Origin of the sequence: Methanosphaerula subterraneus (assembly GCF_052055875.1) — an archaeon.
Taxonomy (GTDB): domain Archaea; phylum Halobacteriota; class Methanomicrobia; order Methanomicrobiales; family Methanospirillaceae; genus Methanosphaerula; species Methanosphaerula subterraneus.
This window is the reverse complement of sequence record NZ_CP170508.1, coordinates 1960983-1984178: the sequence shown is the minus strand read 5'-3', so window position 1 is coordinate 1984178 and position 23196 is coordinate 1960983. Positions and strand designations below refer to the sequence as shown.

Sequence of the window (23196 nt, the reverse complement as noted above, 5' to 3'; positions counted from 1 at the left end):
GAGATCAGGGTTTATGGAAGAGGACGATCCGGTTGGTGTTGGTCCCGCAGGCGTTGTTGGAGACACCCCAGATCTGTGAGGTCTTGGTGAACTGCTGCGCGTTGACGACGATCCCCTCGCAGGAGAAGCCAGCGTCCCTGCCGAGCGGGACCACGTGCTGGTCGAGGGAGACGGTCCCGCGCCGCACCTCCCCCACCTCGAAGGCCACCCATCCACCCGATCTGGTGATCCGATAGAGCTCGTCAAAGACCTCCCCCATCACCGCCGACCATCCCGGCACCGTCCGTGCCATTGTGATGCCCTCTCCGATCACCCGGGCGTCGAGGTCGTTGAACCAGCAGCGAAGCCAGTTGTCCCGGGCGTACTGGACGATATCCAGGAACGGGGGCGAGGTGACGGTCAGGGCCACTGACTCAGACTGAATCGCCATAGTCTCCCGTGCGTCGCCGGTCAGAAACAATGCGGTTGCCCCGACTGACGCGAGACGTGCCCGCTCATCCATCGGGACGCCGCTCATCAGCTGCCCGGACTTCCGCTCGATGATCGCATGGACGTCCTTGTACGGCGGCACCTGTCCCCGCTTGGCATTGATCCGGCACTGGCTCTCCTGCGAGACCGCCTGGTTGGGCGGGAGGGTGTACACCGAGAAGAAGTTCTTTGAGTGGCCGGTCAGCCGGTTGGTCGCGACCATCCGGATCCACCGATCGATCGTATCCTCGGCACCCGACGCTCGCCGTTCGATCAGGTAACCACGAAGGGCAACGAGGGCGGCCTCGGTCCGGGGATGGTAGAACATCGAGAGGTCCAGGTCTGCACCCACCTCCCCTTCAGGGATCAGGGCCAGCCGCTCGGCCACCTCCCCCTCCCGGGGGAGAGTGAAACGGGGGGCGGTCAGGATCGCCGAGAGCGGGTTGATATCGTTCGTGATCACCTGTCGCCCCTGGAGGGCGGCCTCGATCGCCGTGGTGCCCCGGCCGCTGAACGGATCGTAGACCGTCTCACCCTCCCGGGTCAGCAGCCTGATGAAGAAGCCCGGGAGCTGCGGCTTGAAGCAGGCCCGATACGAGAGTTCGTGGAGGGTGGAGGCCTGCCGCTGCCGGGAGGTCCAGAACTCGTTGATATACTGCGGTACGAACTCCCCTTCAACACAGACTCTCTCGCACCGGGTCACCGAAGGAGCACCGGCCGTACCCTCCCCGCTGGCCAGTACGAAGGTCTCAAGGAACGCCCTGACCATATCAGTGGACGCAATCCTCTCCGTCACTACCTGTCTCCATCATCAAATATTGGGGCTGGAGGATTATAATCCCGCAGCAGAGCGGCATCACCTGTGTACACCGGGTCACTCCTCTCTCGGGATCTCCGGCACCGGTCCATCCGGTTCAGACCGTGCCATCTGGTTCCCCTCCCGAAGGAACAAACCTGCCCGCTTTCGGACCATGTATGAAGGATCAGCGGCGGCATGTTCGAGCAGGATCGCGGCATCAGGGCCGCCGATCTTTGCGAGGGCACTGACCACCCCGAGCCTGGTCTCCTGGTCCGGGTCGTCGATGAGCGGGGCGAGGTGGGGAAGGGCATCCTCACCAAAGCGGCCGATCTCGGACCACCGTTCCTGTGCGATCAGGTACCCGACCTCCTGGTCGGTATCCCTCGGAGTCCAGCCGGCAGCGGCCAGGCTCTCTGCCGACCCTGCCCGGATCTCCTTTGCCGGGTCGTTAAGGGCTGCAATCAACGCTTCGGTGGCCCCGGTGCCGAGGGCGGTCAGGGCTTCGCCGGCGACCTGCCTGACTCCATAGTCATCGGCGTCCAGCAGCTGGATCAACGGGGCGGCAGCGGCCGGATCCCGGATCTCTCCGAGCGACCGGGCGGCCTGCATCACGACCTCGTCGCTCTGATCCTCAAGTGCCAGGATCAGATCCGGCACCGCTGCCAGGTCGCCAATCAGCCCGAGTCCTTCGGCTGAAGACGCCCGGACCTCCTCATCCGGGTCGACCAGCAGCGTCCTGAGCAGATCCCCGGCCCGGCGGTCATGACTCTTTGCCAGGGCATGGGCGACCTTCTTCCGAACACTGGCCTCTTCATGCACAGAGGCCTCGATCAGTAGAACAAAACTGGAGTCATCCGGCGGTGCTGCACCAGATACTGGTCCGCCAGGCTCCGCAATGAGACCGGGAATCCCCGGAACGGAGGGAGGGAGGGGGTTCAACCGGGTGACTTCAATCGGAAGTGGACCATCCTGGGGGATCGTAACCTCATGGATCGGAGAGGTCACCCCAGGCAGCGGAGGGGAAACCTGCCGGGCGGGCGGGGGGAGAGTGGGTCCTCCTTCACTGAGGCGGGCCAGCAATGTCTCTACGGCTGCCCGCCGTCCCTCATCGGCAGTGTCTGAATCAAGCAGGGCCAGATCATCAGCGGCACCGATCGACTGCAGGGCCTGGACCACCACCTCTGCCGTCGCACGGTCCCCGGACTCGAAGAGAGCGACGAGCGGACCGATCGCCTGCCGGTCCCCGACCATCCCCAGGGCACGGGCCGCAGCTCCCCTGACTTCCGGGTACCGATCATGCAGTGCCCTGACCAGGGGTTCCGTCGCGGCGGAGTTCCGGAGCTCCCCGAGGGCATGAGCTGCCCGGCTCCGGACCTCCTCCTCCTCGTCCTCAAGGAGCAGGTGAATCAGCGGGAAGAGGGCCTTCTGGTCCCTGATCTGGCCAAGGGCGTCGGCGGCCGTGATCCTGACCTGGTAGTACGGGTCCTGTAACGCTGCGAGCAGCAGCGGCACCGACGCCACCCCGATCTGCCCGAGCACCTCCACAGTCACCATCCTGACCGCATCGTCCTCTGCAGCGAGACCAGGCCCGACGGCGCTGACGATCACCGACGGCTGATCGCTGGCAAGGGTACCCTGCTGATCAGTGAGGTACGAGGAGATCATCTGATACCGTCCCTCCTCGTCATCAGGATAGATGCGCTGGAGTGTGTCCATCAGGGAGAGGAACGCCGACTCCTGGACCGGGGCCCAGCCTGACTCCTCATCCTCTGGATCGGTAGTTTCTATTCCCGGACCTTCCTCGGCAGGATGGATAGGGGAGAGGTCGAGGGGAAACATTTCGTCGCCCATTTTAATGGAGAGAGAGGCCAGGGAGATCTGATCGTCCTCACCCGGAAGGTCTAGGGGCAGTGATGTCTCTGCGGTCATCGCCGACGGCTGAAGGAGCGAGGAGAGGTCGACCGGGAGGGAGCTGTCCTGTCCGACGAGAATCCGGTCTGTACTCTCGTCATCAGGTGACGGAAGGGACAGGTCCTCATCCCCCTCTCCTATGAACTCCGGGGATTCTGCCATGGCCGGCTCTTCCACCGCGGGCTCTTCCGGGGGCAGGGCTCCAGGCGGGGAGAGGAGGAGGTCCAGGTCATCCCCGGCAGGAACAGGCTCCGGAGGTGCGGGTGTCAGGTCGGGTGCCGAGAGATCCCTGACCCGGGAAACCTCCGGCTGTACCTCCCGTCTGATATGCAACGGAGGGGAGATGTTCGGCCTGATCTGTTCGATATAGGTCGGTGCCGGTCGTTCTTTCGGAAAGGCACCGAGCCGCATCAGCACCCCGGTGGCACCAGCCCGAATGGCCGGGTTCTGGTCCCGGAGGGCCCGGATCAGCGGGTCCACCACAGGGTCGCCGATCCGCCAGAGCGCCTCGGCACTGCCGGTCCGGATCCCATAGTACTCATCTCCGAGTGCCGTGATCAGCACCGGAACCGCAGCAGGTCCGTGCCGGATCAGCTGGGACCACTGCTCTGTGGCCACCAGCAGGGCCAGCTGCTCCTGTTCATCATCAGGGATCCAGTTGATCCTGGCCAGGGCCAGGGCTGCCGCCATCCTGACACTGTGGGCATGGTCACGGACCGCTGCCCGGAGCACCGGGATCGCCTGATCGTCGACGAGGAGGCCGAGCGCCTCGGCCGCTGCAGCCCGGACCGCCTCCTCGGGATCGGTGACCAGCAGCTGTTGAAGGGGATCGACCGCCCGAAGATCGCCGATCGAGCCGAGGGCCAGGGCGGCATCCCTTCGCACTGCGTAATGACCGTCATCCAGGGCCGCCACCAGTGGGAGAACCACAGCCTTGCGCATCTTCACCAGCTCCGCCCACTGGCCAGTCGCGAACAGGTACCGGAATCTCTCCCGCTCTCCCTGGGGCAACCACCCGGTCCGGTCGAGGGCCAGCGCCGCCCCGTACCGGATCCTGTACGACGGGTGCATCAGGGCAGCCAGCAGCTGCGGCCTGGCCGGTTCACCGATCATCCCGAGTGCGACGATGGATCCCTTCCGAACCTCCTCGGACTCGCTGTTCAGCGCCCCCATCAGAGGCAGCACCGCCTGGTCGCCCATAACTGCGATCAGCCCCGCGACCCCGGGGAAGGTGTGGCCGGTGTCATCACCGAGGGCCGCGATCAGAGTCTCCACCGGGAGGCCGGGGATCTCCCGGAGCACTCCGGCCACCCGTTCCTGAAGATCAGGATTTCCATGCTGCAGATTATCGAGTAGTAGTGGAATGCTGATCTTTCCCATCGAACGAAGGATGGTGCTGGCCTGACGCTGCACGATCGGATCCCGATGGGAGAGGGCTGCGATCAGCCCGCTGACATCCTGTCTTTCGGCCAGCTTGCCGAGGTTGGGCCTGAAGAGATCGCGCAGCCACATCTGTCTGTCCACCGGATTGGTGATCAAAAGAAGGAGGAGAAAGTGTTTATAAGTTTAGTTGAAGGGCTCAGAGGGCCCCAATGAACCGGTCTCTGATCGCCTCTGGAGGGAGGGGGATGTTCGGTACCTGGGTGTTCCCCGGTCTGATCAGTACGTGGACGAAGAGGGGGGCGTCCACCCTGTCACGGCAGACCGCTGCCAGCTCTGCGGCATCCTGGACCTTGACGGTCGCTGATAGACCGGCCGCCCGGGCCATCAGTTCAAGGTCCACCCCGGTCGCCGCATAGGTCGGCTGGTTGCCGGTCGAGCCGAACGCCCCGTTGTCCAGGCAGAAGATCCAAAGGTTTCGGGGACGGGCCGCCCCCACGGCCGGCAGGACTCCAGTGCCGAGCATACTCCCGTCCCCGTCGATCACCCAGACATCCCGATCGGTCACCGAGGCCAGTCCGAACCCGACCGGGGTGGCCTGGGTGTAACTGCCGAGCATATAGAAGTTCAATGGCCGGTCATGGTGCGCATAGAGTTCCTTGCTTGGCACCCCGATGTTGGCCACAACCGCCTGATCGGTCAGAGCCCTGCTGATCACCCCGATTGCCTCCGACCTGCTCATCACGGGCTCTCTGATCTGCCGCCGATAGCAGAGCTCTGAGGTCCGTGCCCGCGAGGGAGCCGGGCCGGCGGCTGTACATCCGCAATCCCCTTCCCATACCTTCGGGGAGATCAGGGCAACAGAGGGGGTATGTTCTGCAAACGCCCCCTCGATCACCTGGCCGACCAGGCTCAGCTCGCCGACCTCCCTGATGACCCGGTAGGGGATCCCGAGCGCCTCCAGCACCGCCGGAAGCGGCCGGTTGAACGGGACCTGGGCCGGAATCGCCTCATGATAGACCCCGCGCCAGCTGGCGATGATCGGGAGCGGAAGGCGGTAGGTCATCGTCAACGACATCAGGGCATTGAGCGAGTTGCCGAGGCCGGAGCTCTGGATCACCAGCGCCGGCCTGGCCCCCCCGAGCGCCGCCCCGGCGCAGACACCGACCCCGTCCTCCTCCCGGTTCACCTGGATCTCAGGGAAATCAGCGGTGATCAGCGGGCAGAGATCCCTGGTTCGGTCGCAGGGGAGGGTGGCGACCAGGTCGATCTTCTGTTCGGAGAGGATGGTAATCAGGTCCGCTTCATGCATTGTCGTTCACCCAGGTGATCACGGCTCTTCTGATATTCTCATCTGGGACGCCGGCAGAGACCAGGTACCTGGCCACGGTTGGGAGCAGGGCATGCTCCTCGGCGACCCGATCGTACCCGCCGCCGGTGATGTTCAACAGCACCGTCGACTCGCGATCGATCGTACCCGCCTCGACTGCCCTGACCAGCGAGGCCGTCGCGACCGCTGCGGCCGGGTCGAGGTCGATCCCCTCGCAGTCGGTGAAGAGAATCCCGGCCGCTCGGGCCAGGCCGTTGCTGATCGCGTACATCTCTCCCCCGGTCGCCTCGAGCGCGTCGAAGGTACCACCAGGAACCCCATACGGCGGGGTCCGGTTGGTCAGTACTGGTGCAGAGACCTCCTGTTCGGCCTCTGCGGTGTACGGTGTTCCGGGGCCGACCAGGAGGTCGCGGGTATGCCGCTCCCTGGCCGCCACCATCGGGACAAAGGGCAGGTTCTGGGAGAGATGAAGGGTCGGGAGTTCTCCCCCGAACCGCCCGTCCCAGATCAGCCGGGAGGCGGCCTCATACGCCGCGATCCCCCCGGTCCCTGATCCTACGGCCTGAACATAATGGTCAGGGATACGCCCGATCGTCACCGCCCCGTCGAGCAGCACGGTCCCCATCCCATCCCGGCGGGCTACGTTCCGGGCGCCTCCCTCGGGGATAAGACGCGGATCTGCAGCTGCCAGCGCCGTGCTGTAGGCGATCGCATCGGCATAATCGCCGTCGACCCCGATCACCAGCGCCCCAGGAGCGGGCTCGATGGTCCAGAGCCGGGGAAGGGCCGACTGCGGGACCACGATCACAATCGGGATCCCGGTCAGAGCCGAGACCTGGCAGAATGCCCGGGCCGTGTTCCCTGCAGAGGCGACGACCAGCACACTCTCAGTTCGCTCGATCGCACGGAGCATCGTCGGGACCGCCTCGAGCTCCTTGAATGAGCAGGTGACCAGATCGGCCCCTCGCTCCGGCCAGTAGCCGTTGAACCCGATGAAGAGGTGCGGAAGGCCGAGCTCTGCGGCCAGCCCGCTGCTCTGGTAGGTGACGGTCCCCCCGGTGAACGGAAGCCGGCCCCTGACTGGCAGCCAGGCCTCATACCGGAAGATCCCGGGCTGGTCTGAGAGGGAGAGGGTCCGCTCCGGGTATTCGGTCACCAGGAGATCCGGGTGGCCGGCCGGGCAGGCCGAGGTGTAGTGATCCTCGATCGCCAGTCCGCACGCCGGACACCTGAGCAGGTAGTCTCCACTCATAGGGAATCGACCTTTCCGGTGAGACTGAAGGTGCCGGCCTGGATCCGCTCCTTGAGTTCTGTACAGAGGCGTGCCCCACGGACCCGGTCGGACTGGCGGAGGGTGATCGGCACCGCCCTTCCTTCGTAGGTGACCGCGCCGAGACTCCCGGAGAAGGCCGATCCAGGGCAGACCTGCACGCAGGTCCCACAGTTCACGCACCGGTCCCGGTCTATCACCGCATCCGGACTGATCGCCCCAGTCGGGCAGAGGGCGGCTACACTGCACGTTTCGCAGTGGATACAACCCGACGGATCGTTCCGGACCTGATGGTCGGTCCCCTGCCAGACCTCGCTGTACCATGAGGCAGCACACCCGGTCCGGTCATTGATCCCTGCAATCGGCAGATTGACCTGCGCATCCAGAACCAGCAACTGGTCGAGCGCTGCCTGGTCCAGCACCGGGATCGGAGCCGCGAGCGAGGTCAGGCATTCGGGCCCTGCAGAGGTGATGAATCCGCCCATCATCAGGGGGTCCATCCCCTTCATGTTCCCATAGACCGAGAGGTTCGGCTTCTCCTGGCTGGAGCGGGTCCCTTCGCCGATCACGTACCCGGTTCCGCCGTTCAGCAGCACCCTGGTCCCGGTGCCGATGAACCGCCGCCCGGGATCGTTCTCGAGGGGGTTGATCTCCCCGCAGCCGGATACCGAGACCTCGGTGCAGGCGCCGGCCAGGCCGGTCACCGAGAAGATCGTCTGGACCGGGTCGGGCGAGCGATTGATCATCGCATGGTAGTTCCGAAACGCCATCCGTGTCGCGATGATCCGGGCCAGCCCCATCTGGTCCAGGGTGATCGTGGTCTCCAGGGTCTGCTCACCTGCCAGAACCTCGACCGCGATCGTTCTGCCCTCGACGATCTCCCGGAAAAGGTGACCGCCGCCGTACCGATGGTCGCGGTGAGTGGTCCCGTAGACCACCAGGTCCACGATCCCATTCCGCTCGTTCGGACAGGGGCCGGGATAGGCCGGCACCCCGTTCAGCAGTACCCGCTCGGCTTTCCGGAAGGTTCCCGGCTTCGCCACCGAAAACGAGAGAACCGCCATCGTCCCCGACATCACCCCGAAGGTGCCGGTGGTGACAACGTCCACCTCCTCGGGGGTGACCGTCTCCCCGGCCCTGACCCTGGCCTTCAGTTCATCTGCCGTCAGCACGACCGCCGTCCCCTCCCGGATCCTGCTGTTGATCTCGTCGATGGTCTTCATAGTATCCTGATATCCTCGAGTCTGATATGGAGCCCGAACGACTTCTGCATCACCATGTTCACCACTGCAGTGTGCGAGAGGTTGATCATGCACGAGCCGGGCAGAAACCGTTGCCTCTTCCCCAGCACCGGCGGGGCTGCAAAGACCTCAGCGACCCCTTCAAAGGAGGCCACATGATAGGCCTGCACGTCGTGCACCTCCACCCCGGCATTCCGTGCCACCAGCGGGCCGACGGTATGGCAGACCAGCACCCCGGTCACCGGATTGGCCGTTATGACCCGGAGGACATGGTACACCGGGCAGCCAGGGCCGGCAGGCCGGCCGGAGACGATATCCCCTGCCTGGATCCCCCATCGCTCGACCAGGTCGGGCCGGAACGGGACGATCCCCTTCCTGGCCGATACCTCTCCCGGGAGCGGGGCGAGCACAAAGTCGTACACGGCTCCATGGACATCCACCCCGGTATACGGCGAGGCGATCCCTCGGACCGGCGGGTCCACCGTCCCCTCCTCCCGGAAGAACGGACAGCTCTGCACCTCCTTGCTCCCCTCTCCGACCAGAGTGATGAACCTATCGCAGCCCGACGCCCCGCAGGCCCCGCAGTCCCTGCCCGGGGGAGTCCATCCGGCCATTTCAGTCACCCCTGAAGAGATGATCGGCGTTATCGAGCTGCCTGAGCACCCCGAAGTGATGCTGCCAGCCGATCTCCTTCTTGCCGACGCAGATGGTGCAGACCCCGAGCGGAGGGCTGCCGCGGAGGACGATCGTCGCGGGATCGGTGACCTCCTCTGCCCGGGTTATCCGCTCGACCAGGTACCGAAGACCAGTCCCCTGCACAGCATTGGTCTCAATGATGTCGACACCCGGGCTCACCTCCCGGATACACTCCCGGAAGACCTCCTTCTCTGCCTGCGAGACCAGGTCCACCCTGGTCACCACCGCGATATCGGCGAGGGCGATCATCGGCGCCATCTTCAGCGGAGTGCTGGAGCCGCTGACGGCGCTGACCACCACGACCCCAAGGGCCTGTGTCGTGAAGGGAGTGCACCGGAGACAGAGGCCGGCACTCTCATAGATCAGCAGGTCGGCCCCCTGCTCCTCTGCCCAGGAGAGCCCGTCCAGCAGGACCATTATCCCAGTGTGGTCAGGGCAGAGGTCGCCGGAGTAGACGATCCTGGTCGGGATCGAGAACTCCTGCTTCAGCTCCTGGTCCTCAAAAGCCCGGACGACGTCGACCTTGAGGTAGGCGATCCGATGTTCTCCCTGCAATTGCCGGATCACCTGCCTGGCCACGGCCGTCTTGCCGGCGCTCGGGGGGCCGGCGATCGCGATCAGTTTCATGCGACCTTCACCCCGCCTGTGATCTGCTCGCCGGCCCGGATCCGCTCCCGGAGAGAATAGAGAAGGGTATCGATCCCTGCGACTGCGGTCAACGCCTCCTGCTCTGACCCGTCCGACTCGATCACCTTCACGACCGCCCCGTGCTGCATCACGATCCGGCGGTCTGATAGGAGGGAGACGTAAGGGTCGTGGGTGACAAAGAGCACAGCCCGCTGATGTTCTTTCAGCGAGGCTATCACCCGATCCTTGAAGATCCCGGCGTTTTCGATCTCATCGAGCAAGATCAGCGGGGTATCGCTGATCACGATCGCATCAGCCACCATCAGTGACCGGGTCTGCCCGCCGGAGAGGGCGGTCATCCGCATCGTTCCGGTGATCGCCTCGCCGGTGAACTGGTTGGCCAGGGTGATCGTCTCCTCGGTCCTCGCCGGGTCTGTACACTTCCGGGCCTGCAGATGCATGGACAGGAATTCCAGGACCGAGAGGTCGGCCAGGCACTTGGTGTGCTGGGTGATCAGGGCGATCGGCTTCTGTGAAGGGTCCCTGACCAGAGTGTCAGGCGGCAGTGCTCCGTTCACCAGCACACTCCTCCCGGTCGCGGTGTCCTGCTGTGCAAAGACCTCGATGTCGTTGATCAGCGCAGTCTTTCCCGATCCGGTCGGACCCACGATCGAGATTGTGTCCCCCGGGCGGATCACGATCTCGTCGAAGGTCTCCCGCACCCCGTCCCGGCTGATGCCAGGGAGAAGGGTGATCTCCCTGATTTGGTACGCATCCATACCAGTCTTCGGGGATACCAGATGAAATACTTTCTCTGAATATTGAATTTAAATTACCTAATAAGGAAAATATATTAAAATATTATATACAATTGTAGTATCATGATGATCAGACGTATACTAGACACCTCGTTTCAGGCCGCCCTGAACGAGGAGCTGCGCCGAAGGGACATGACCGTTCGGGAGCTGGCCGAGGCGACCGGGATCCCGGCAGCCACGCTCTACAAGATCACCGCAGGTGAGCGGGACCCCCGCCTCTCGACCGTCACCAGGATCATCAACATCCTCGAACCAAGAGGCAGGGACTTCATCGCCGTCATCGCGGCCAAGTTCGTCCTCGAGGAGGTCGAAGGAGAGGAGATCGCCTGCGGAGCGCGGACCTGCACCATCAAGGGCTATTCTGCCAACTCCCTGGAGGAGTGCATCATCGCCGCAGTACGGGCTGAGAAGGAGGGGGCGAGCGGAATCGTCTGCGCCCCGGTGCTCGCCTCGATCATAGAGCGGGTCGTCGATATCCCGGTCGCGATCATGAAGCCACAGCCGCAAACGATCATCGAGGCGATCGAGACCATCGGAAAACGGATCTCCTGATCATCCGAATCAGATCTTGACCCCGATCAGGGTGGAGATCAGCACGAAGAGCACCCCGTTGGTGATGACGATCGGCGTCTGCCCGGCCGGCAGCCCATAGTCGGACAAGAGTGCGAGCCGACGACCATCATGCCGAGCATCACCCAGGAGAGGTCCCGAGTGGACCTGCACCAGACTGACTTGACCACCTGTGGGAGGAACGAGAGGGTCGAGAAGAAGCCTGCAATATACCCGAGGAGCGCGATCGAATCCACGATCACAATCGTTCTGTCCACGCGGATATATCCAGACCCCGCACCCTGCCCTACTTCTGAGGAGACCGGGGATGCTTGGACACCACTCCCCGCCTCACATTCAGGCCTGCCGGTACAGATCGTCGAAGACCTGCAGCTGTTGCTGATAGATCGAATGGTCGCTGTTCTTATACTCCAGGCTGGTCTGATTCGCCGGATGGGTTCTGACCCAGGCCATCACCTGATCGATCGGGACCCCCCCGTCAGGGTGATCGAGTGGCAGATGTTGATCCTTGATCGACCCGGTTTTGCTGTTAGAGAGGTGGTGGAATCTGACCGGAAGGGTTGAAAAAGCGGCCAGCATCTCCCCATAAGGGGTTGAGAGATAGTTGGCGGTGCAGTAGAGGTGAGCGAAGTCCAGGCACACCCCGCCGGTCCTGGAGAGGTTGAGGGATTTGAGCTCCTCTGCCGTCGTTCCGACGAACTGCAGGTCCTTATAGACCGAGGGGAGGTTCTCAATGAGGAGCCGACGATCATGGTACCGGTCGATGAATGATCGTACATTGCTGACGGCTGTCTGCCGATCGAGGTGACCGAAGTAGCCGGCATGGGCGACGATATAGGAGGCGTCGAGCCGATCGGCGACCTCGAACGCATCGGCCATCCCGGCTTCGATCTGTGCCTCCCCGACCGCTGCCGACGTGGTCCCCCCCAGTGAGGGGTCAGCCGGGTTCACTCCGTCAAGGTGGTGGGGAGCATGGACAACGATCCTTGCATCTGTTGTGGCGATCTCTTCAATCTCTCTATTCAGAATCTCTTCTGGGGCAGGGACCACATAGACCTGGATATGGTCGATCAGTCCCTGGTCAGCGAGAAGAGAGAGGACATGGAATGTCTCGAGATCATCCGAACGCATCCCACCTCCGATCCGGTACGCACGCTGCATGACCAGAATATCGGTCATCCACCCACAAGAGGGTTACTGTCAGAGGCCGTCAGGCCAGCAGCACTGCCAGCACCCCTGAGAGGAAGATCCCATCGAAGGTGCCGGCGCCCCCGATCGAGACCAGCGGAGCACCGAGGTCCCCATAAGACCTCCAGTTCAGCAGGTCGGCCCCGATCAGGGTCCCGAGCGTCCCGCCGATGTAGGCGATCACGGCGCTCTCCCAACCGATTCCCCCGGCGAGCAGCAGCCCTGCCAGCGCCGCCGTGATCGGGGGGATAAAGAACGGGGTGGTGATCCCGAGGCCGGGCACCGGCTCGGCCAGCAGGTGGGTGACGATTGTGACCGCGACGACGCCTGTGGCGATCAGGAGCAGGATCCCGATCCCGGCCATAGTGACCGCGGCCGCGAGTAGCAGCAGCGAGATCACCACCGGCACCACCGCACCGCCGAGGTTCACGGCGACAGTCGTCGTCTCGGTGTAGACCGGGACCTGGTAGAAGAGGGGGAGGAGCCGGCCCCCCCTGCCCCCGAAGAACCGGCCGGGCGGAAAGATCGGCGCCGACCGGATCGTCGTCACCGGGATGTTGACGAAGCTGCCGGCCAGGGTCAGCAGCACGATCAGCACTGCCTGCCAGGCCGAGAAGCCGAGCCGCGTGAACGCACTGCCGACGATGTTCAGAAAGAGGAGCGGGATCAGCAGGACGCCAATCAGAACCAGCACGACCAGGAAGAGCAGGTTGAACGGACTTGAGAAGACCCGGGACATACCCTTCACCTCTCCCCGCCGGATAATCAATCCTTCTGATTTCTGGTCTATTTTTGGACTTTTCTGCAGACCAGGGCCGCGTGGTCCAGGTGGTATGGAGCCAGCCAGTCGACGCTCTCCACCACGAGCCCGGCCGCGGTCAGTTCTTCAGCGGCCCCGGTAGCGACCTCCTTGGGATCTTTGCTGACATCGACCGACCGGGTCTTGAGCATCAGGATCAACTGCCCGTCTGGGCGGAGGAAGATCAGATTGGCGATGGCGATCGCGACCTGCGTCGGCTGGGCCACGTCCTGGTAGAGCAGGTCCACCTGCTCGAGGAGCGGGGCGTACTGTTCAGGCCGACCGGCATCGGCCATGATCGGGATCACGTTCTTCCGCCTCCGCGCGACCATCAGCAGATCCTGCATCGGGTGCGGAGCGAACTCGACCGCGTAGACCACCTCGACGTAGTCGGCGACATGCGAGACGGTGGTCCCATTGGCGGCCCCGAGGTACAGCACCTTCATATCAGGGGTCAGGTCCAGGTCCCGCTGCTTGCGTTTGGTAGCCAGGGCCGCGTACTTGGAGCGGTACGGGTCCCAGACCCGGTATCCCTGGACAACCCGCTCGCCATAGACCCCTGACTCCCCTTTGGAGACGAGGGTTCCATCGATCCAGATCATGCGACCCTCCCTGCTGCATCGATCGCCTGCTGGGCTTTATCGATGAAGGCCTGATCAGGCTCGCCCCGGTACAGGTCCAGGCGGGCGGCGATGGCCAGTTTGGCGGCCAGCACCCGCGAGACCCGGCCCCTGACCTGGGGCGGGGCGTTGTGGACCCGCCGGTGCTGGAAGATGATTCCGTGCTTGGGGGACGGAGTCCCTGACCTGATATGAGAGAAGAGGGCCGTCTTCGCTCCGAGCACCTGCACCGAGGAACCGGGCAGCCTGGCCAGAGGTTCGAGCCCGCCGGCCGTGGAGAGGAGGCGGGCGGCGACGAGCCCGCCGACCAGGGCGCTGCAGTTCGGGAGCACCAGGTCCGACCGGGAGGAGACCTCCCGCATCAGTGCGGTCCTGGTCACCGAGAGGCGCTCTATCTCCTCCATCACCATGCCAAGCGGCCCTTTTGTCCGGGGGGCGAGCGACCCGAGGAGCTTGCGGGCGTTCATCGATTTGAACTTCCTGCTGAACTTCGGGTGTTTGACGGTGTACCAGTCCACCGCCCGTTCGGTTAAGAGGTTGATCACCTCGTCCATCTGGTCGAGTGTCCGGACCATCTGCAGGAGCTCGACATCCTTGGCCTGGTACTGGACGGCGACCTTCTGCTCGGCGAGGAGGAGACAGAGTTCCTGGAGCCGGTGCAGGTACTCGTCCCTGGTCTGAACGTACCCGCACTCGACCGCCCACTGCCAGTCAGGGAGGGTGTACTCCCGGATTGGCGTTCTCAGCGTCGCAAGCCGGGCCAGTGCATCCTCGAGCCGGGCCGGCGCGGGGGTGCAGACCCCTTCCTCACGATCCCCAAACCAGTAGTGCTGCATCTCTGGATCATAAGCGCTACCTCCATATAGTCATGCTCAGAGGGCTAACAGCCCGAACGAGTAGAGGATCACCGGGAGCAGGATCGCACCCATGCAGAAGATCTTCCGGATGTCGATCAGGTACGGGGCGATGCCGACCAGGGTGGCGAGCAACAGCACCATCAGCCCGAACGGGCCGGAAAGGAGGAGAGTGACCAGGGTCACAAACCCGGCGACCCCGAAGTTCAGAGTCCTGCCATCGAGCACCTGCAGGGCGGAGGCGGAGCCGGCGAGGAGGACAGTCAGCAGGTAGCCGGCCCCGCCGGCCAGGCACCCGACTATGGCCAGCACCAGGGGGGAAGGGAGTTGGAGCGGGGCCATCGCCGCGATCACCCCGCTCCGTTCCCGACCGAGGGCGAAGAAAGCCGCGAGGCCGATGAAGGCGTTCGAGGTGGAGGCCGCCGAGGTGGCGAGGATATATCCCCGCCGGTCCCGGTCGTAGGAGACGAACCTGGTCAGCAGCCCGTTGGCGGTGGCGGTGGAGAGGCCCGGCAGCCAGCCGACCAGTACCCCGGCCAGGGCCCCGAGGGCGGATTGGGGGATGATCGTCCCGAGCGGTGTGCTGATCCCCTCGAAGGTCTGCGGAGGGACCCCGGCGTGGGATGAGTACAGCAGGGCAGGTAGGCCGAAGAGGCCGGCGAGGAGCGGCATTAGCAGGGCAGACCCCCCGAGGGTGTGCCAGGCCAGGTACCCATACTGCATCGTGAAGATGCCGAGGATCCCTGAGGTGAAGAAGATCGCCGCCCCCCAGCGGGGGGACTCGGCCGCGAGGATCATCGCCCCGACAACGGCGACGAGCAGGATCCCGATCCCCCAATCCAGGAGGGGCTGGAGCGGCGGGAGGAGGTAGAAGCAGAGAAGAGAGAGGGGGAGGGCGAAGGAGAGCCCCCAGGCCGCACCGAGGGCCGAGGTCCTGACCGCCTCCTCGCCGTGCCCCTCCAGGCAGAGGGCATGGGACGGCAACACCGAGAGGGCAGTGTCGGCGTCCGGGACCCCGAGGAAGGTGGAGGGGATCGTGTCCAGGAATGTGTGGGTGATCAGGGCCGCGAACATCGCAGTGGCGAGCCCCTCCTCGCCGAGGATGCCGGCGAGGGCGGCCTGCAGTCCGAGGAGAATCCCTGCCATGGTGTTGGCGTGGATCCCTGGCAGCAGCCCGCTGATCGTCCCGAGGAGCACCCCGGCGATCAGGCCGGTGACCACACCCTCCATGGTTTGGCATCAGTGGCTGAGGGCAAAAAGGTTCTGAAATGAATTAGCAGGAGGTGATGGCTTCGACGGCCACCGCGATCGCAGTTCTCCAGAGACTCTCTTCTCTGCTGGACAGGGGTCACCGGAATTTTTTGTTCCCGGATAGATGATGACCCCGCGGAGTGACAGGGATCCCGGGAGATTCTGAGAGCAAAGTTTAACATGAGAACAGGCTACTCAGAGGAACGAAGTGGTGGTTCTGAATGAAATCTCTATATATCATCTGGGCCCTGCTCCTCTGTTGCAGTGTCCAGGTCGTTTCGGCCGACGGTGGGTATGGGTACGCCGCACAATGGGGCAGTTTGGGCTCGGGAGACGGCCAGTTTAACGGGCCATCGGGTGTCGACGTCGACAGCGCCGGCTATCTCTATGTGGTCGACACGTATAACGACCGGATCGAGAAGTTCAGTTCAGCCGGTGCATTCATCACACAATGGGGCGGTTATGGTTCTGAGGACGGGCAGTTCGATGGGCCGGCCGGGGTCGCGGTCGACAGCGCTGGAAATGTGTACGTCTCTGACTGGAACAACAACCGGGTCCAGAAGTTCAGTTCGGCCGGCACATTCATCACACAGTGGGGCAGTGCCGGCTCGGAAGGCGGACTGTTTAACGGACCGGCCGGTCTCGCAACAGACAGTACAGGCAATGTCTACGTCGCCGACAGGGTGAACAACCGGGTCCAGATGTTCACGTCAAGCGGTACGTTCATCACCCAATGGGGCAGTGTCGGCTCGGAGAACGGGCAGTTCGAAGAGCCGGTGAGTCTCGCTGTGGACAGCGCTGGAAACGTGTACGTGGTCGACAGGAGCAACAGCCGGGTCCAGAAGTTCAGTTCGACCGGGACATTCATCACACAATGGGGCGGTTGGGGGTCTGAAAACGGGCAGTTCTACCTGCCAGAGGGGATCGCGATTGACAGCGCCGACAGGGTCTCCATCGTCGACACCTATAACGATCGGGTCCAGATGTTCACGTCAAGCGGTACGTTCATCACGACATGGGGCACCCGTGGCCTGGGGGACGGGCAGTTTGACTGGCCAGGTGCTGTCGCAGTCGACAGCGCCGGTAATGTCTTTGTCGTCGACACCTATAACAATCGTATCCAGAAGTTCTCTCCGGTGACCCCGGTACTCCCGTCAGGAAGCGCTCCCCGTGATCTCACCGGTGACGGGCTCTACGAGGACCTGAACGGCAACGGGGGCCTGGACTTCAACGATGTGGTCCTCTTCTTCAACCAGATGGACTGGATCGCCGAGCATGAACCTATCGGTGCCTTCGATTTCAATCGTAACGGGCAGATCGACTTCAACGATATCGTCCTCCTCTTCAACACCCTCTGATGGACCAGCCCCCTATTTTTCCCTGGGAGAACCCTTCTTCGAATATGAGAGAGATCTCGATAGCCCGACCTCCATCGTACTCTGAAAGCAAAAATCATCGCTTACGTGATCACCCCTCGTTTTGATTGTAGTCATGCGAGGTGACCAGAGCAGAAAGCTGTCGACTGGGCGTACAATGCGACGGATGAGGATCGGCAGCAGTGGAAGGAGTACTACTTCGGCAGCCTCGACCCCTATCGCTACATCCTCCAGAAGGATGTCGACATTCCGATCGTACCGGCCCGGGCGATGGGAAGATGCTCCGAATGGTGGTTCCGAACCTACAAAAGTGGTCGGTGATATCCTCGATGAAGACCCGGAATTCTCCGGCCTTCTCGACAACTGGGGTGTGATCGTCAGACCAGTGGGACAGGGAAAGATCTGAATTCCCCCGGTCCGGGATGGGGCGTGTGGCTATAGCACAGCCCCCCACCAACCTACTTTAAGAGCGAGGTGCCCCAGATCGTATGCTCGTACCGCTGGGCCATCTCTGACCCCCTGGTACAGAACGAATTGTTCTTCAGGCCGACCGACTGACCGATGGCACACGTCGGACAGATACAGGTCTTTGGGTCGCTGATGCACATGAAAGACCGGCCATTGATACAGAAGAGTTTCTCCTTCGCCTCGCCGGCACACCGGTTATATGTCGGGCAACCCGGACAGGGGCACTTCTCATGCATCTCCGCGATCGCGGCCGCCTTATCTGCAGGGCTCTTCTCTGAGAGCGACTGCATCGTCTGTTCAAAAATGTCCATTACGATTACCTCAAGCCCGTAAATTAGGGAAACTTATATTTATAATAATGGGGCGTGGTGCAACCCCAGAAGGTCTCAAGCATCCTGGTGACCCCGGTACCGCCACCAGAAGACCCCATCACCCCCGCGGCAGCAGGTACGCCCGTATCAGGAGAAGGGCACCGATGATCACGATGATGAAGAAAACTGCGTTGAAGACCGGCACGTATTCATCCGCAAACCAGTACCGGATCACCTCCTGGACCGTGAAGTAGAGCTGGAGCGTGGCCAGGAGGATCAGGAGCAGGAGGGTCCCGAGAAGACCAGTCCTGATAAGCCCGGAGATTCCCCCATCAGAAGGGGACTCAGACCCAGCCGGTTCAACCATGGAGACACCTCCGGAGGGCGAGGAGGGAGCAGAGTCCGATCACTGAGAGGAGACCCCCAAATCCCGGTGCCATCGTCGGGGCCGGCATCTCGATGGGCTGACCGGTGTCAGTGGGGACGACGAAGTCCCCGGTCCTGATCTTGTGCGTCATAAATGCTGTCCCCCCACGCTCCTTCGTCGTGTTCGGGGCGAGGAGGAGAGCCCGCGAGCCGCGCTCCACGATCACGTCACCCTGCCAGAGGACCACCTCGACCTCGTAGTTGTACTGATCCGGGACGGAGAGGGTGACATTCCGGACGACCGTCGCCCCGGGACGGATCGGGTCGAGGATGGTCCACTGGCGGTCGCCGAGGAGACCGGCGTCAGCCTCCCGTGCCTTTATTTCGACTGAGAACGGCGGGTTCGGCTCGCCCCCCTCATTCGTGAAGGAGACCTCGGCTCCAATGGTAGCCCTGCCCTGCGCAACAGATCGGACGATGAAGTCCATATCCACCATGGCGACTGTGGTCCGGAGGTCGTCGGGGGTCAGTTCTTCGAGGGAACTGACGGTGAGTTCTCCGGTGGCACGCCGCTTTCCGTCCTCAAAGACCTGGGCCACCAGCCGGTACGAACCCCGCCGGGGGAGCACAATCTCACGCGACGCGATGACGGTCCCTCCTGTACCAACCGCGGCTATCTCTCCACTGCTCTCGTTCACACGGAGACCGGTCTCCGTATCGATGGCCCTGATGAGCAGCGTCGGCCGGCTGGCACTCACGCCGGAGGTCCGCTCAATCGAAACACTGACGTTGAGGGTCACATCCCCGGTCGTGACCGCTTCCGGCGCCACCTCGATCCCGGTCACCTCCATCAAACCCTCTCTCAGGCACCCGGCTGAACAGATCAGCAGTGCGCAGGCGGCCAGGAGAAGGAACCAGTACAGACGCATCATCTATCCCAAGGAGACCTATTGCGAGGTGAACCCTTAATGGTATCGCCCGAGTAGAACAGGGAAGGGGAGGGGTCGTTCGGTGATCCCTGAGCGATATACTCTTATCCGGAGAGGATGATGATCCTGCAATGAAGATTGCAATCACCCGGCTTGCAGGCAAGGAAGAGAACGATGCTGCCCGGTGCAGCGCATTCAGCCACACCTGCGAGGCCGTCTCCCCCCTTCGGGCCGAGGTGTACGCCGACCGGATCGAAGCATTTGTGCAGGCGGTCACCGAGGGACAGTTCGACTGCCTCTTCTTCACCAGTGCCCTGCCGGCCCAGCTGATCGGGCCTCACCTGACCACCTGGCCGCGGGTGGTGGCGATCGGGCCGACCACCGCAGCGAAACTTCAGGAGCACGGGATCCCGGCAGAAACCCTCTCGATGTTCTACTCACGGGAGTTTGTCCCGTACTTAGGCTCCTGGATCAGCATGAAGACGATCGGGATCCCACGTGCCGATGTCCCGAACCAGGCCCTCCTCGACGCGATCACCGAAGCTGGCGGGATCCCACGGGAGTTCCGGTGCTACGGGCTGGTGAAGACCGGAGAGCCCCTCCAGACCGCTGACGCCGGCGCGATCCTCTTCACCAGCGCGATGTCGTACCGGGAGGCTATCTGGACACCTCGCCCGGACCTGCTGGTCTGCGCCATCGGCGAGGTGACGGCGGATGCGATCAGGGCAGGAGGGACATCGGTGGATGTAGTCGGTGACGGTTCCCTGGAAGGGTTCCTCACAGCCCTGAACCGGTATATGGAGGAGCGAGCATGAGCACCGGGACCAGAAAGACCGGGCTTGTGATCATCGACAAGCCACGCGGGCCGTCGAGCCATCAGGTGGCGGCCTGGGTCGGGGACCTGCTCGGGGTCGACGTTGGTCATGCAGGGACGCTGGACCCGATGGTGTCAGGGGTACTGGTCGTGATGCTCGGCAACGCGGTCAGGCTCGCCCCGCTCCTTCTCCAGCATGACAAGGAGTATGTCGCCCTGATGCGGCTGCACGGGGATGCAGAGCCCTCCGACGTGCTGGAGGCGGCCAGGGAGTTCACCGGCAGGATCTACCAGCGCCCGCCCCGGCGGAGCGCTGTGAAGCGGGCCCTGCGAATCAGGACGATCCAGGACCTGACGGTCCTCGACCAGCAGGGCCGGCTGGTACTCCTCAGGATCCGGTGCGATGCAGGCACCTACATCCGATCGCTCTGCCATCACCTCGGCCTCGTCCTCGGCGTGGGCGGGCATATGCAGGAGCTCCGGAGGACCCGTTCCGGAACCTTCGATGAAACACAGGCCCACACCCTCCACGCCCTCAAGGACGCGGTGGTCAGGGCCGAAGAAGGGGACTCCTCTGCACTCGATGCGATGATATTGCCGGTCGAGGTCGCCATCCCGGAGGTGCAGACGGTGGTGATCCGGGACTCCGCCGTCGATGCAGTCTGCCACGGGGCCGTCCTCGCCGGCGTCGGGGTTGTCAGTGCGACGAAATTCAAACGGGGGGAGAAGGTGGCCGTGCTGACCGAGAAGAACGAGTTCGTCTGCCTCGGGAAGGCCCTCGTCGATGCCACCGCGATCATCCCCGGCAAACCAGGGCTCGTCGTCGCCCCGGACACGGTCTTCATGGCCCCCGGCACCTACCCCCGGTGCTGGAAGAAACACCAGACTGTTCCCTGAATATCCAATAGACGAGAACTGCCCGGTGACTCCTAACCGGGTTGTGGTCCTCTTCGGAATGGCCAAAGCACTTTTTTCCCTGGTTTTTTTCTCGGATTCGGTCCGGATAGACACCGGAACCGACCTGTTCTCCTGAAGAAACAGTCGGTATGTCCTGATCGTCCGCTATTTATAGGAGCCCGGATGAATACAATTTGTGGAACTGCCTTGCCGTACTGCATTGCATAGAGGTTATGCAATAAATTTGCGGGCTGTATGAGGACGATTTGAGGAAATATCCTCAATTATTGACTTACCAGGGCACCGTTCCAGGGTGGGGTTGTCTCATGAACAGGTTCCGATCCATTCTTCTACTCTGCTGTCTGCTCGCAGTTCTCTTCGGGGCAGGCGCGGTCTCTGCAGCAGAGAGCCCGGCAGCCAACACATCGGTAACCGCACTTCACCCGGTCATGCACCCGGACGAGGCCACCCTGCTACGGTGGATCGAACAGTACGAGGCCGCCGAGCCGGTGCCGATCGACCAGACGATCAAAAACCGAGCGATCCAGTCCACCGGTTCACGATCGCTCCTGTCGCACCTGCCCTACAATGCCACCGAACGGAACCAGAACCCTATTGGGAATTGCTGGGTCTGGGCCGGCACAGGGGTGCTTGAGGTGGCCCATGCCGAACAGACCGGGATCATGGACCGGCTCTCGATCCAGTACCTGGACTCGAACTATAACGGCGGATCAGGCCCGGACTGGGCCGGGGAGGGGGGGTCCCTGACAGAGTTCGTCCAGTTCTATAACCAGCAGCTGATCGCAGTCCCCTGGTCCAACACCAATGCGAGTTACCAGGACGGACGGTCATGGTCGCTAGAGAAGAAACGGGCCTGGATTCCTGCCACCTCTATCCAGACCACTCCGCATTATGAGATCGCCGGCATCACCGGGCAGCGGGTCCAGACGCGGAGTGTCAGCCAGGTCACGGCGATCGCCAATATCAAGGCACTCATCGACCAGGACCAGGCCATCTACCTGGCGTTCCGGCTCCCGAACGGGGCGGCCTGGAACGATTTCGATACATTCTGGAACAATCAGGGGGAGGAGGCTGTCTGGGATCCCTCCAGGTACGCAGGCAGGGCCTATGACAGCAGCACCGGCGGCGGCCACGCCGTGGTCTGTGTCGGCTACGACGACACCGATCCCAACAACCGGTACTGGATCCTCGTCAACTCCTGGGGGACCGCCGGAGGCAAGCGGCCGAATGGGATCTTCCGGATGAAGATGGACGTTGACTATAGCGCGTACTACGTGGGATCGTACAATGTGCCAGTGATGCAATGGGAGACCGAGTCGGTGAAGTTCAACGGCACCCCGCAGCCCACCTACACGATCACCACGGCCCCCACCACAATCGCGCCGGCCACGCTCGGCCTCTCCCCGAAGGAGACCTCGGTGAAGAGTGGCGGGAACCTGTCACTCGACCTGAACCTCACCCCGTCCGATAACGGTCTCTCCGGATACGTGCTCACCATCAGCAGCGATAACCCCGAGGTGGCCGCGATCACCAGCGCAGAACTCCCGGTCTGGGCCGGCATGACCGGCGTCTCAACGCTCCCGTCGTCAGACGTCACCATCAGGGGCTCAGACCTCTCCGACCGGGTCTCCAGGGGAGCGGAGACCGTCTCCCTGGCCCACCTGGGGATCACCGCCGGAAAGGCAGGGACGGCCAGGTTGACCATGACGGTGACTGGGCTCAGCGACGACCGTGGGCTCTCCATCCCGACCACCACCGTGCCGGCCGTGATCACCGTGGAGGCTCCGGAGGTGGGTCCTGGCTTGGTTCCGGTCCAGTCGAACGGAGACCAGCCGACCGATCCGGATCATGACGGGCTCTGCGAGGATCTGAACGGGAATGGGGTGACTGATTTCAACGATGTCACCCTCTTCTTCAACCAGATGGACTGGATCGGTGCGCATGAACCGGTGGAAGCGTTCGACTTCAACAAAAACGGTCAGATCGACTTTGGTGACATCGTCGTTCTCTTCGAAAGGGTCTGAACGAGGCATACCATTAAAAAAATGGACAGAGAAGTATAGTAGGACATTTCTGCTGAGGTAGTCTAGTCCGGTAGGGCGCAGGCCTGGAAAGCCTGTGGGGCGTTTGCCCCTCGGGAGTTCAAATCTCCCCCTCAGCGCTCTTCATTTTTCATGGTGTTATCTCCTGAA

22 protein-coding genes and 1 tRNA gene are annotated in these 23196 nt (G+C 63.0%); 6 read left to right on the top strand and 17 right to left on the bottom strand.

Annotated features, from left to right (window positions below; translation table 11 throughout):
- Positions 1-4: 4 nt before the first annotated feature.
- The 8 genes from ACFKSJ_RS09570 to ACFKSJ_RS09535 all read right to left on the bottom strand — a co-directional run bounded on the left by ACFKSJ_RS09570 (position 5) and on the right by ACFKSJ_RS09535 (position 10501).
- Positions 5-1264 carry a DNA methyltransferase gene (locus tag ACFKSJ_RS09570; protein WP_440949573.1) on the bottom strand — a complete coding sequence of 420 codons (1260 nt, stop codon included), beginning with the start codon at positions 1262-1264 and terminating at the stop codon, positions 5-7.
- 78 nt (positions 1265-1342) lie between these two features.
- Positions 1343-4702, bottom strand: coding sequence for a HEAT repeat domain-containing protein (locus ACFKSJ_RS09565; RefSeq protein WP_440949572.1), 3360 nt, complete (start codon positions 4700-4702; stop codon positions 1343-1345).
- Positions 4703-4757: 55 nt separating this feature from the next.
- Positions 4758-5870: a sulfopyruvate decarboxylase subunit alpha gene (comD, locus tag ACFKSJ_RS09560; protein WP_440949571.1), complete on the bottom strand. Its 1113-nt coding sequence runs from the start codon at positions 5868-5870 to the stop codon at positions 4758-4760.
- Entirely contained in the window at positions 5863-7140 is a 1278-nt protein-coding gene (locus ACFKSJ_RS09555) for a cysteate synthase (RefSeq protein WP_440949570.1), read from the bottom strand. The genes comD and ACFKSJ_RS09555 overlap by 8 nt, the downstream gene beginning before the upstream one ends.
- The gene (locus ACFKSJ_RS09550; RefSeq protein WP_440949569.1) at positions 7137-8381 is read right to left on the bottom strand and encodes a methanogenesis marker 16 metalloprotein; all 1245 of its coding nucleotides are present in this window, start codon (positions 8379-8381) and stop codon (positions 7137-7139) included. The genes ACFKSJ_RS09555 and ACFKSJ_RS09550 overlap by 4 nt, the downstream gene beginning before the upstream one ends.
- Complete coding sequence (locus ACFKSJ_RS09545; RefSeq protein ID WP_440949568.1) at positions 8378-9013, bottom strand: (Fe-S)-binding protein; 636 nt, start codon at positions 9011-9013, stop codon at positions 8378-8380. The genes ACFKSJ_RS09550 and ACFKSJ_RS09545 overlap by 4 nt, the downstream gene beginning before the upstream one ends.
- Position 9014: 1 nt before the next feature.
- A complete protein-coding gene (locus tag ACFKSJ_RS09540; RefSeq protein ID WP_440949567.1) occupies positions 9015-9722 on the bottom strand; it encodes a GTP-binding protein in 708 nt (235 codons plus the stop codon).
- Entirely contained in the window at positions 9719-10501 is a 783-nt protein-coding gene (locus ACFKSJ_RS09535; RefSeq protein ID WP_440949566.1) for an ATP-binding cassette domain-containing protein, read from the bottom strand. The genes ACFKSJ_RS09540 and ACFKSJ_RS09535 overlap by 4 nt, the downstream gene beginning before the upstream one ends.
- A 102-nt stretch (positions 10502-10603) precedes the next feature.
- Here ACFKSJ_RS09535 and ACFKSJ_RS09530 point away from each other — a divergent pair, with 102 nt between their 5' ends.
- Positions 10604-11092 carry a helix-turn-helix domain-containing protein gene (locus ACFKSJ_RS09530; protein ID WP_440949565.1) on the top strand — a complete coding sequence of 163 codons (489 nt, stop codon included), beginning with the start codon at positions 10604-10606 and terminating at the stop codon, positions 11090-11092.
- Between the two features lie 38 nt (positions 11093-11130).
- Here the strand turns inward: ACFKSJ_RS09530 and ACFKSJ_RS09525 are convergent, their stop codons facing one another.
- The 6 genes from ACFKSJ_RS09525 to ACFKSJ_RS09500 form a co-directional block, all read right to left on the bottom strand.
- On the bottom strand, positions 11131-11367 hold the full coding sequence (locus ACFKSJ_RS09525) for a SemiSWEET family sugar transporter (RefSeq protein WP_440949564.1): 237 nt from the start codon (positions 11365-11367) through the stop codon (positions 11131-11133).
- A 79-nt stretch (positions 11368-11446) separates the two neighbouring features.
- Positions 11447-12289 (bottom strand): TIM barrel protein, encoded by an 843-nt coding sequence (locus tag ACFKSJ_RS09520; protein ID WP_440949563.1) that lies wholly within the window; start codon positions 12287-12289, stop codon positions 11447-11449.
- A gap of 31 nt (positions 12290-12320) precedes the next feature.
- The gene (locus ACFKSJ_RS09515; protein WP_440949562.1) at positions 12321-13037 is read right to left on the bottom strand and encodes a DUF1614 domain-containing protein; all 717 of its coding nucleotides are present in this window, start codon (positions 13035-13037) and stop codon (positions 12321-12323) included.
- A gap of 47 nt (positions 13038-13084) precedes the next feature.
- Positions 13085-13699 carry a fibrillarin-like rRNA/tRNA 2'-O-methyltransferase gene (locus ACFKSJ_RS09510; RefSeq protein ID WP_440949561.1) on the bottom strand — a complete coding sequence of 205 codons (615 nt, stop codon included), beginning with the start codon at positions 13697-13699 and terminating at the stop codon, positions 13085-13087.
- Positions 13696-14553 (bottom strand): RNA-processing protein, encoded by an 858-nt coding sequence (locus ACFKSJ_RS09505; protein WP_440949560.1) that lies wholly within the window; start codon positions 14551-14553, stop codon positions 13696-13698. The genes ACFKSJ_RS09510 and ACFKSJ_RS09505 overlap by 4 nt, the downstream gene beginning before the upstream one ends.
- Positions 14554-14589: 36 nt before the next feature.
- On the bottom strand, positions 14590-15801 hold the full coding sequence (locus ACFKSJ_RS09500; protein WP_440949559.1) for a tripartite tricarboxylate transporter permease: 1212 nt from the start codon (positions 15799-15801) through the stop codon (positions 14590-14592).
- 242 nt (positions 15802-16043) lie between these two features.
- Here ACFKSJ_RS09500 and ACFKSJ_RS09495 point away from each other — a divergent pair, with 242 nt between their 5' ends.
- Positions 16044-17180 carry a 6-bladed beta-propeller gene (locus tag ACFKSJ_RS09495; protein WP_440949558.1) on the top strand — a complete coding sequence of 379 codons (1137 nt, stop codon included), beginning with the start codon at positions 16044-16046 and terminating at the stop codon, positions 17178-17180.
- A 476-nt stretch (positions 17181-17656) separates the two neighbouring features.
- Here ACFKSJ_RS09495 and ACFKSJ_RS09490 read toward each other — a convergent pair whose 3' ends face one another.
- The 3 genes from ACFKSJ_RS09490 to ACFKSJ_RS09480 form a co-directional block, all read right to left on the bottom strand.
- Positions 17657-17977, bottom strand: coding sequence for a DUF2769 domain-containing protein (locus tag ACFKSJ_RS09490; RefSeq protein ID WP_440949557.1), 321 nt, complete (start codon positions 17975-17977; stop codon positions 17657-17659).
- 118 nt (positions 17978-18095) lie between these two features.
- Positions 18096-18344, bottom strand: a complete 249-nt coding sequence (locus ACFKSJ_RS09485) for a hypothetical protein (RefSeq protein ID WP_440949556.1) — start codon at positions 18342-18344, stop codon at positions 18096-18098.
- Positions 18337-19272, bottom strand: coding sequence for a DUF7490 domain-containing protein (locus ACFKSJ_RS09480; protein ID WP_440949555.1), 936 nt, complete (start codon positions 19270-19272; stop codon positions 18337-18339). Before ACFKSJ_RS09480 ends, ACFKSJ_RS09485 begins: the two co-directional genes overlap by 8 nt.
- Positions 19273-19403: 131 nt before the next feature.
- Here ACFKSJ_RS09480 and ACFKSJ_RS09475 point away from each other — a divergent pair, with 131 nt between their 5' ends.
- The 4 genes from ACFKSJ_RS09475 to ACFKSJ_RS09460 all read left to right on the top strand — a co-directional run bounded on the left by ACFKSJ_RS09475 (position 19404) and on the right by ACFKSJ_RS09460 (position 23165).
- Positions 19404-20087: a uroporphyrinogen-III synthase gene (locus ACFKSJ_RS09475; RefSeq protein WP_440949554.1), complete on the top strand. Its 684-nt coding sequence runs from the start codon at positions 19404-19406 to the stop codon at positions 20085-20087.
- On the top strand, positions 20084-20983 hold the full coding sequence (locus ACFKSJ_RS09470; protein WP_440949553.1) for an RNA-guided pseudouridylation complex pseudouridine synthase subunit Cbf5: 900 nt from the start codon (positions 20084-20086) through the stop codon (positions 20981-20983). Before ACFKSJ_RS09475 ends, ACFKSJ_RS09470 begins: the two co-directional genes overlap by 4 nt.
- Before the next feature lie 326 nt (positions 20984-21309).
- A complete protein-coding gene (locus tag ACFKSJ_RS09465) occupies positions 21310-23028 on the top strand; it encodes a C1 family peptidase (RefSeq protein ID WP_440949552.1) in 1719 nt (572 codons plus the stop codon).
- Between the two features lie 51 nt (positions 23029-23079).
- Positions 23080-23165 (top strand) — tRNA-Ser (locus tag ACFKSJ_RS09460).
- Positions 23166-23196: the final 31 nt, after the last annotated feature.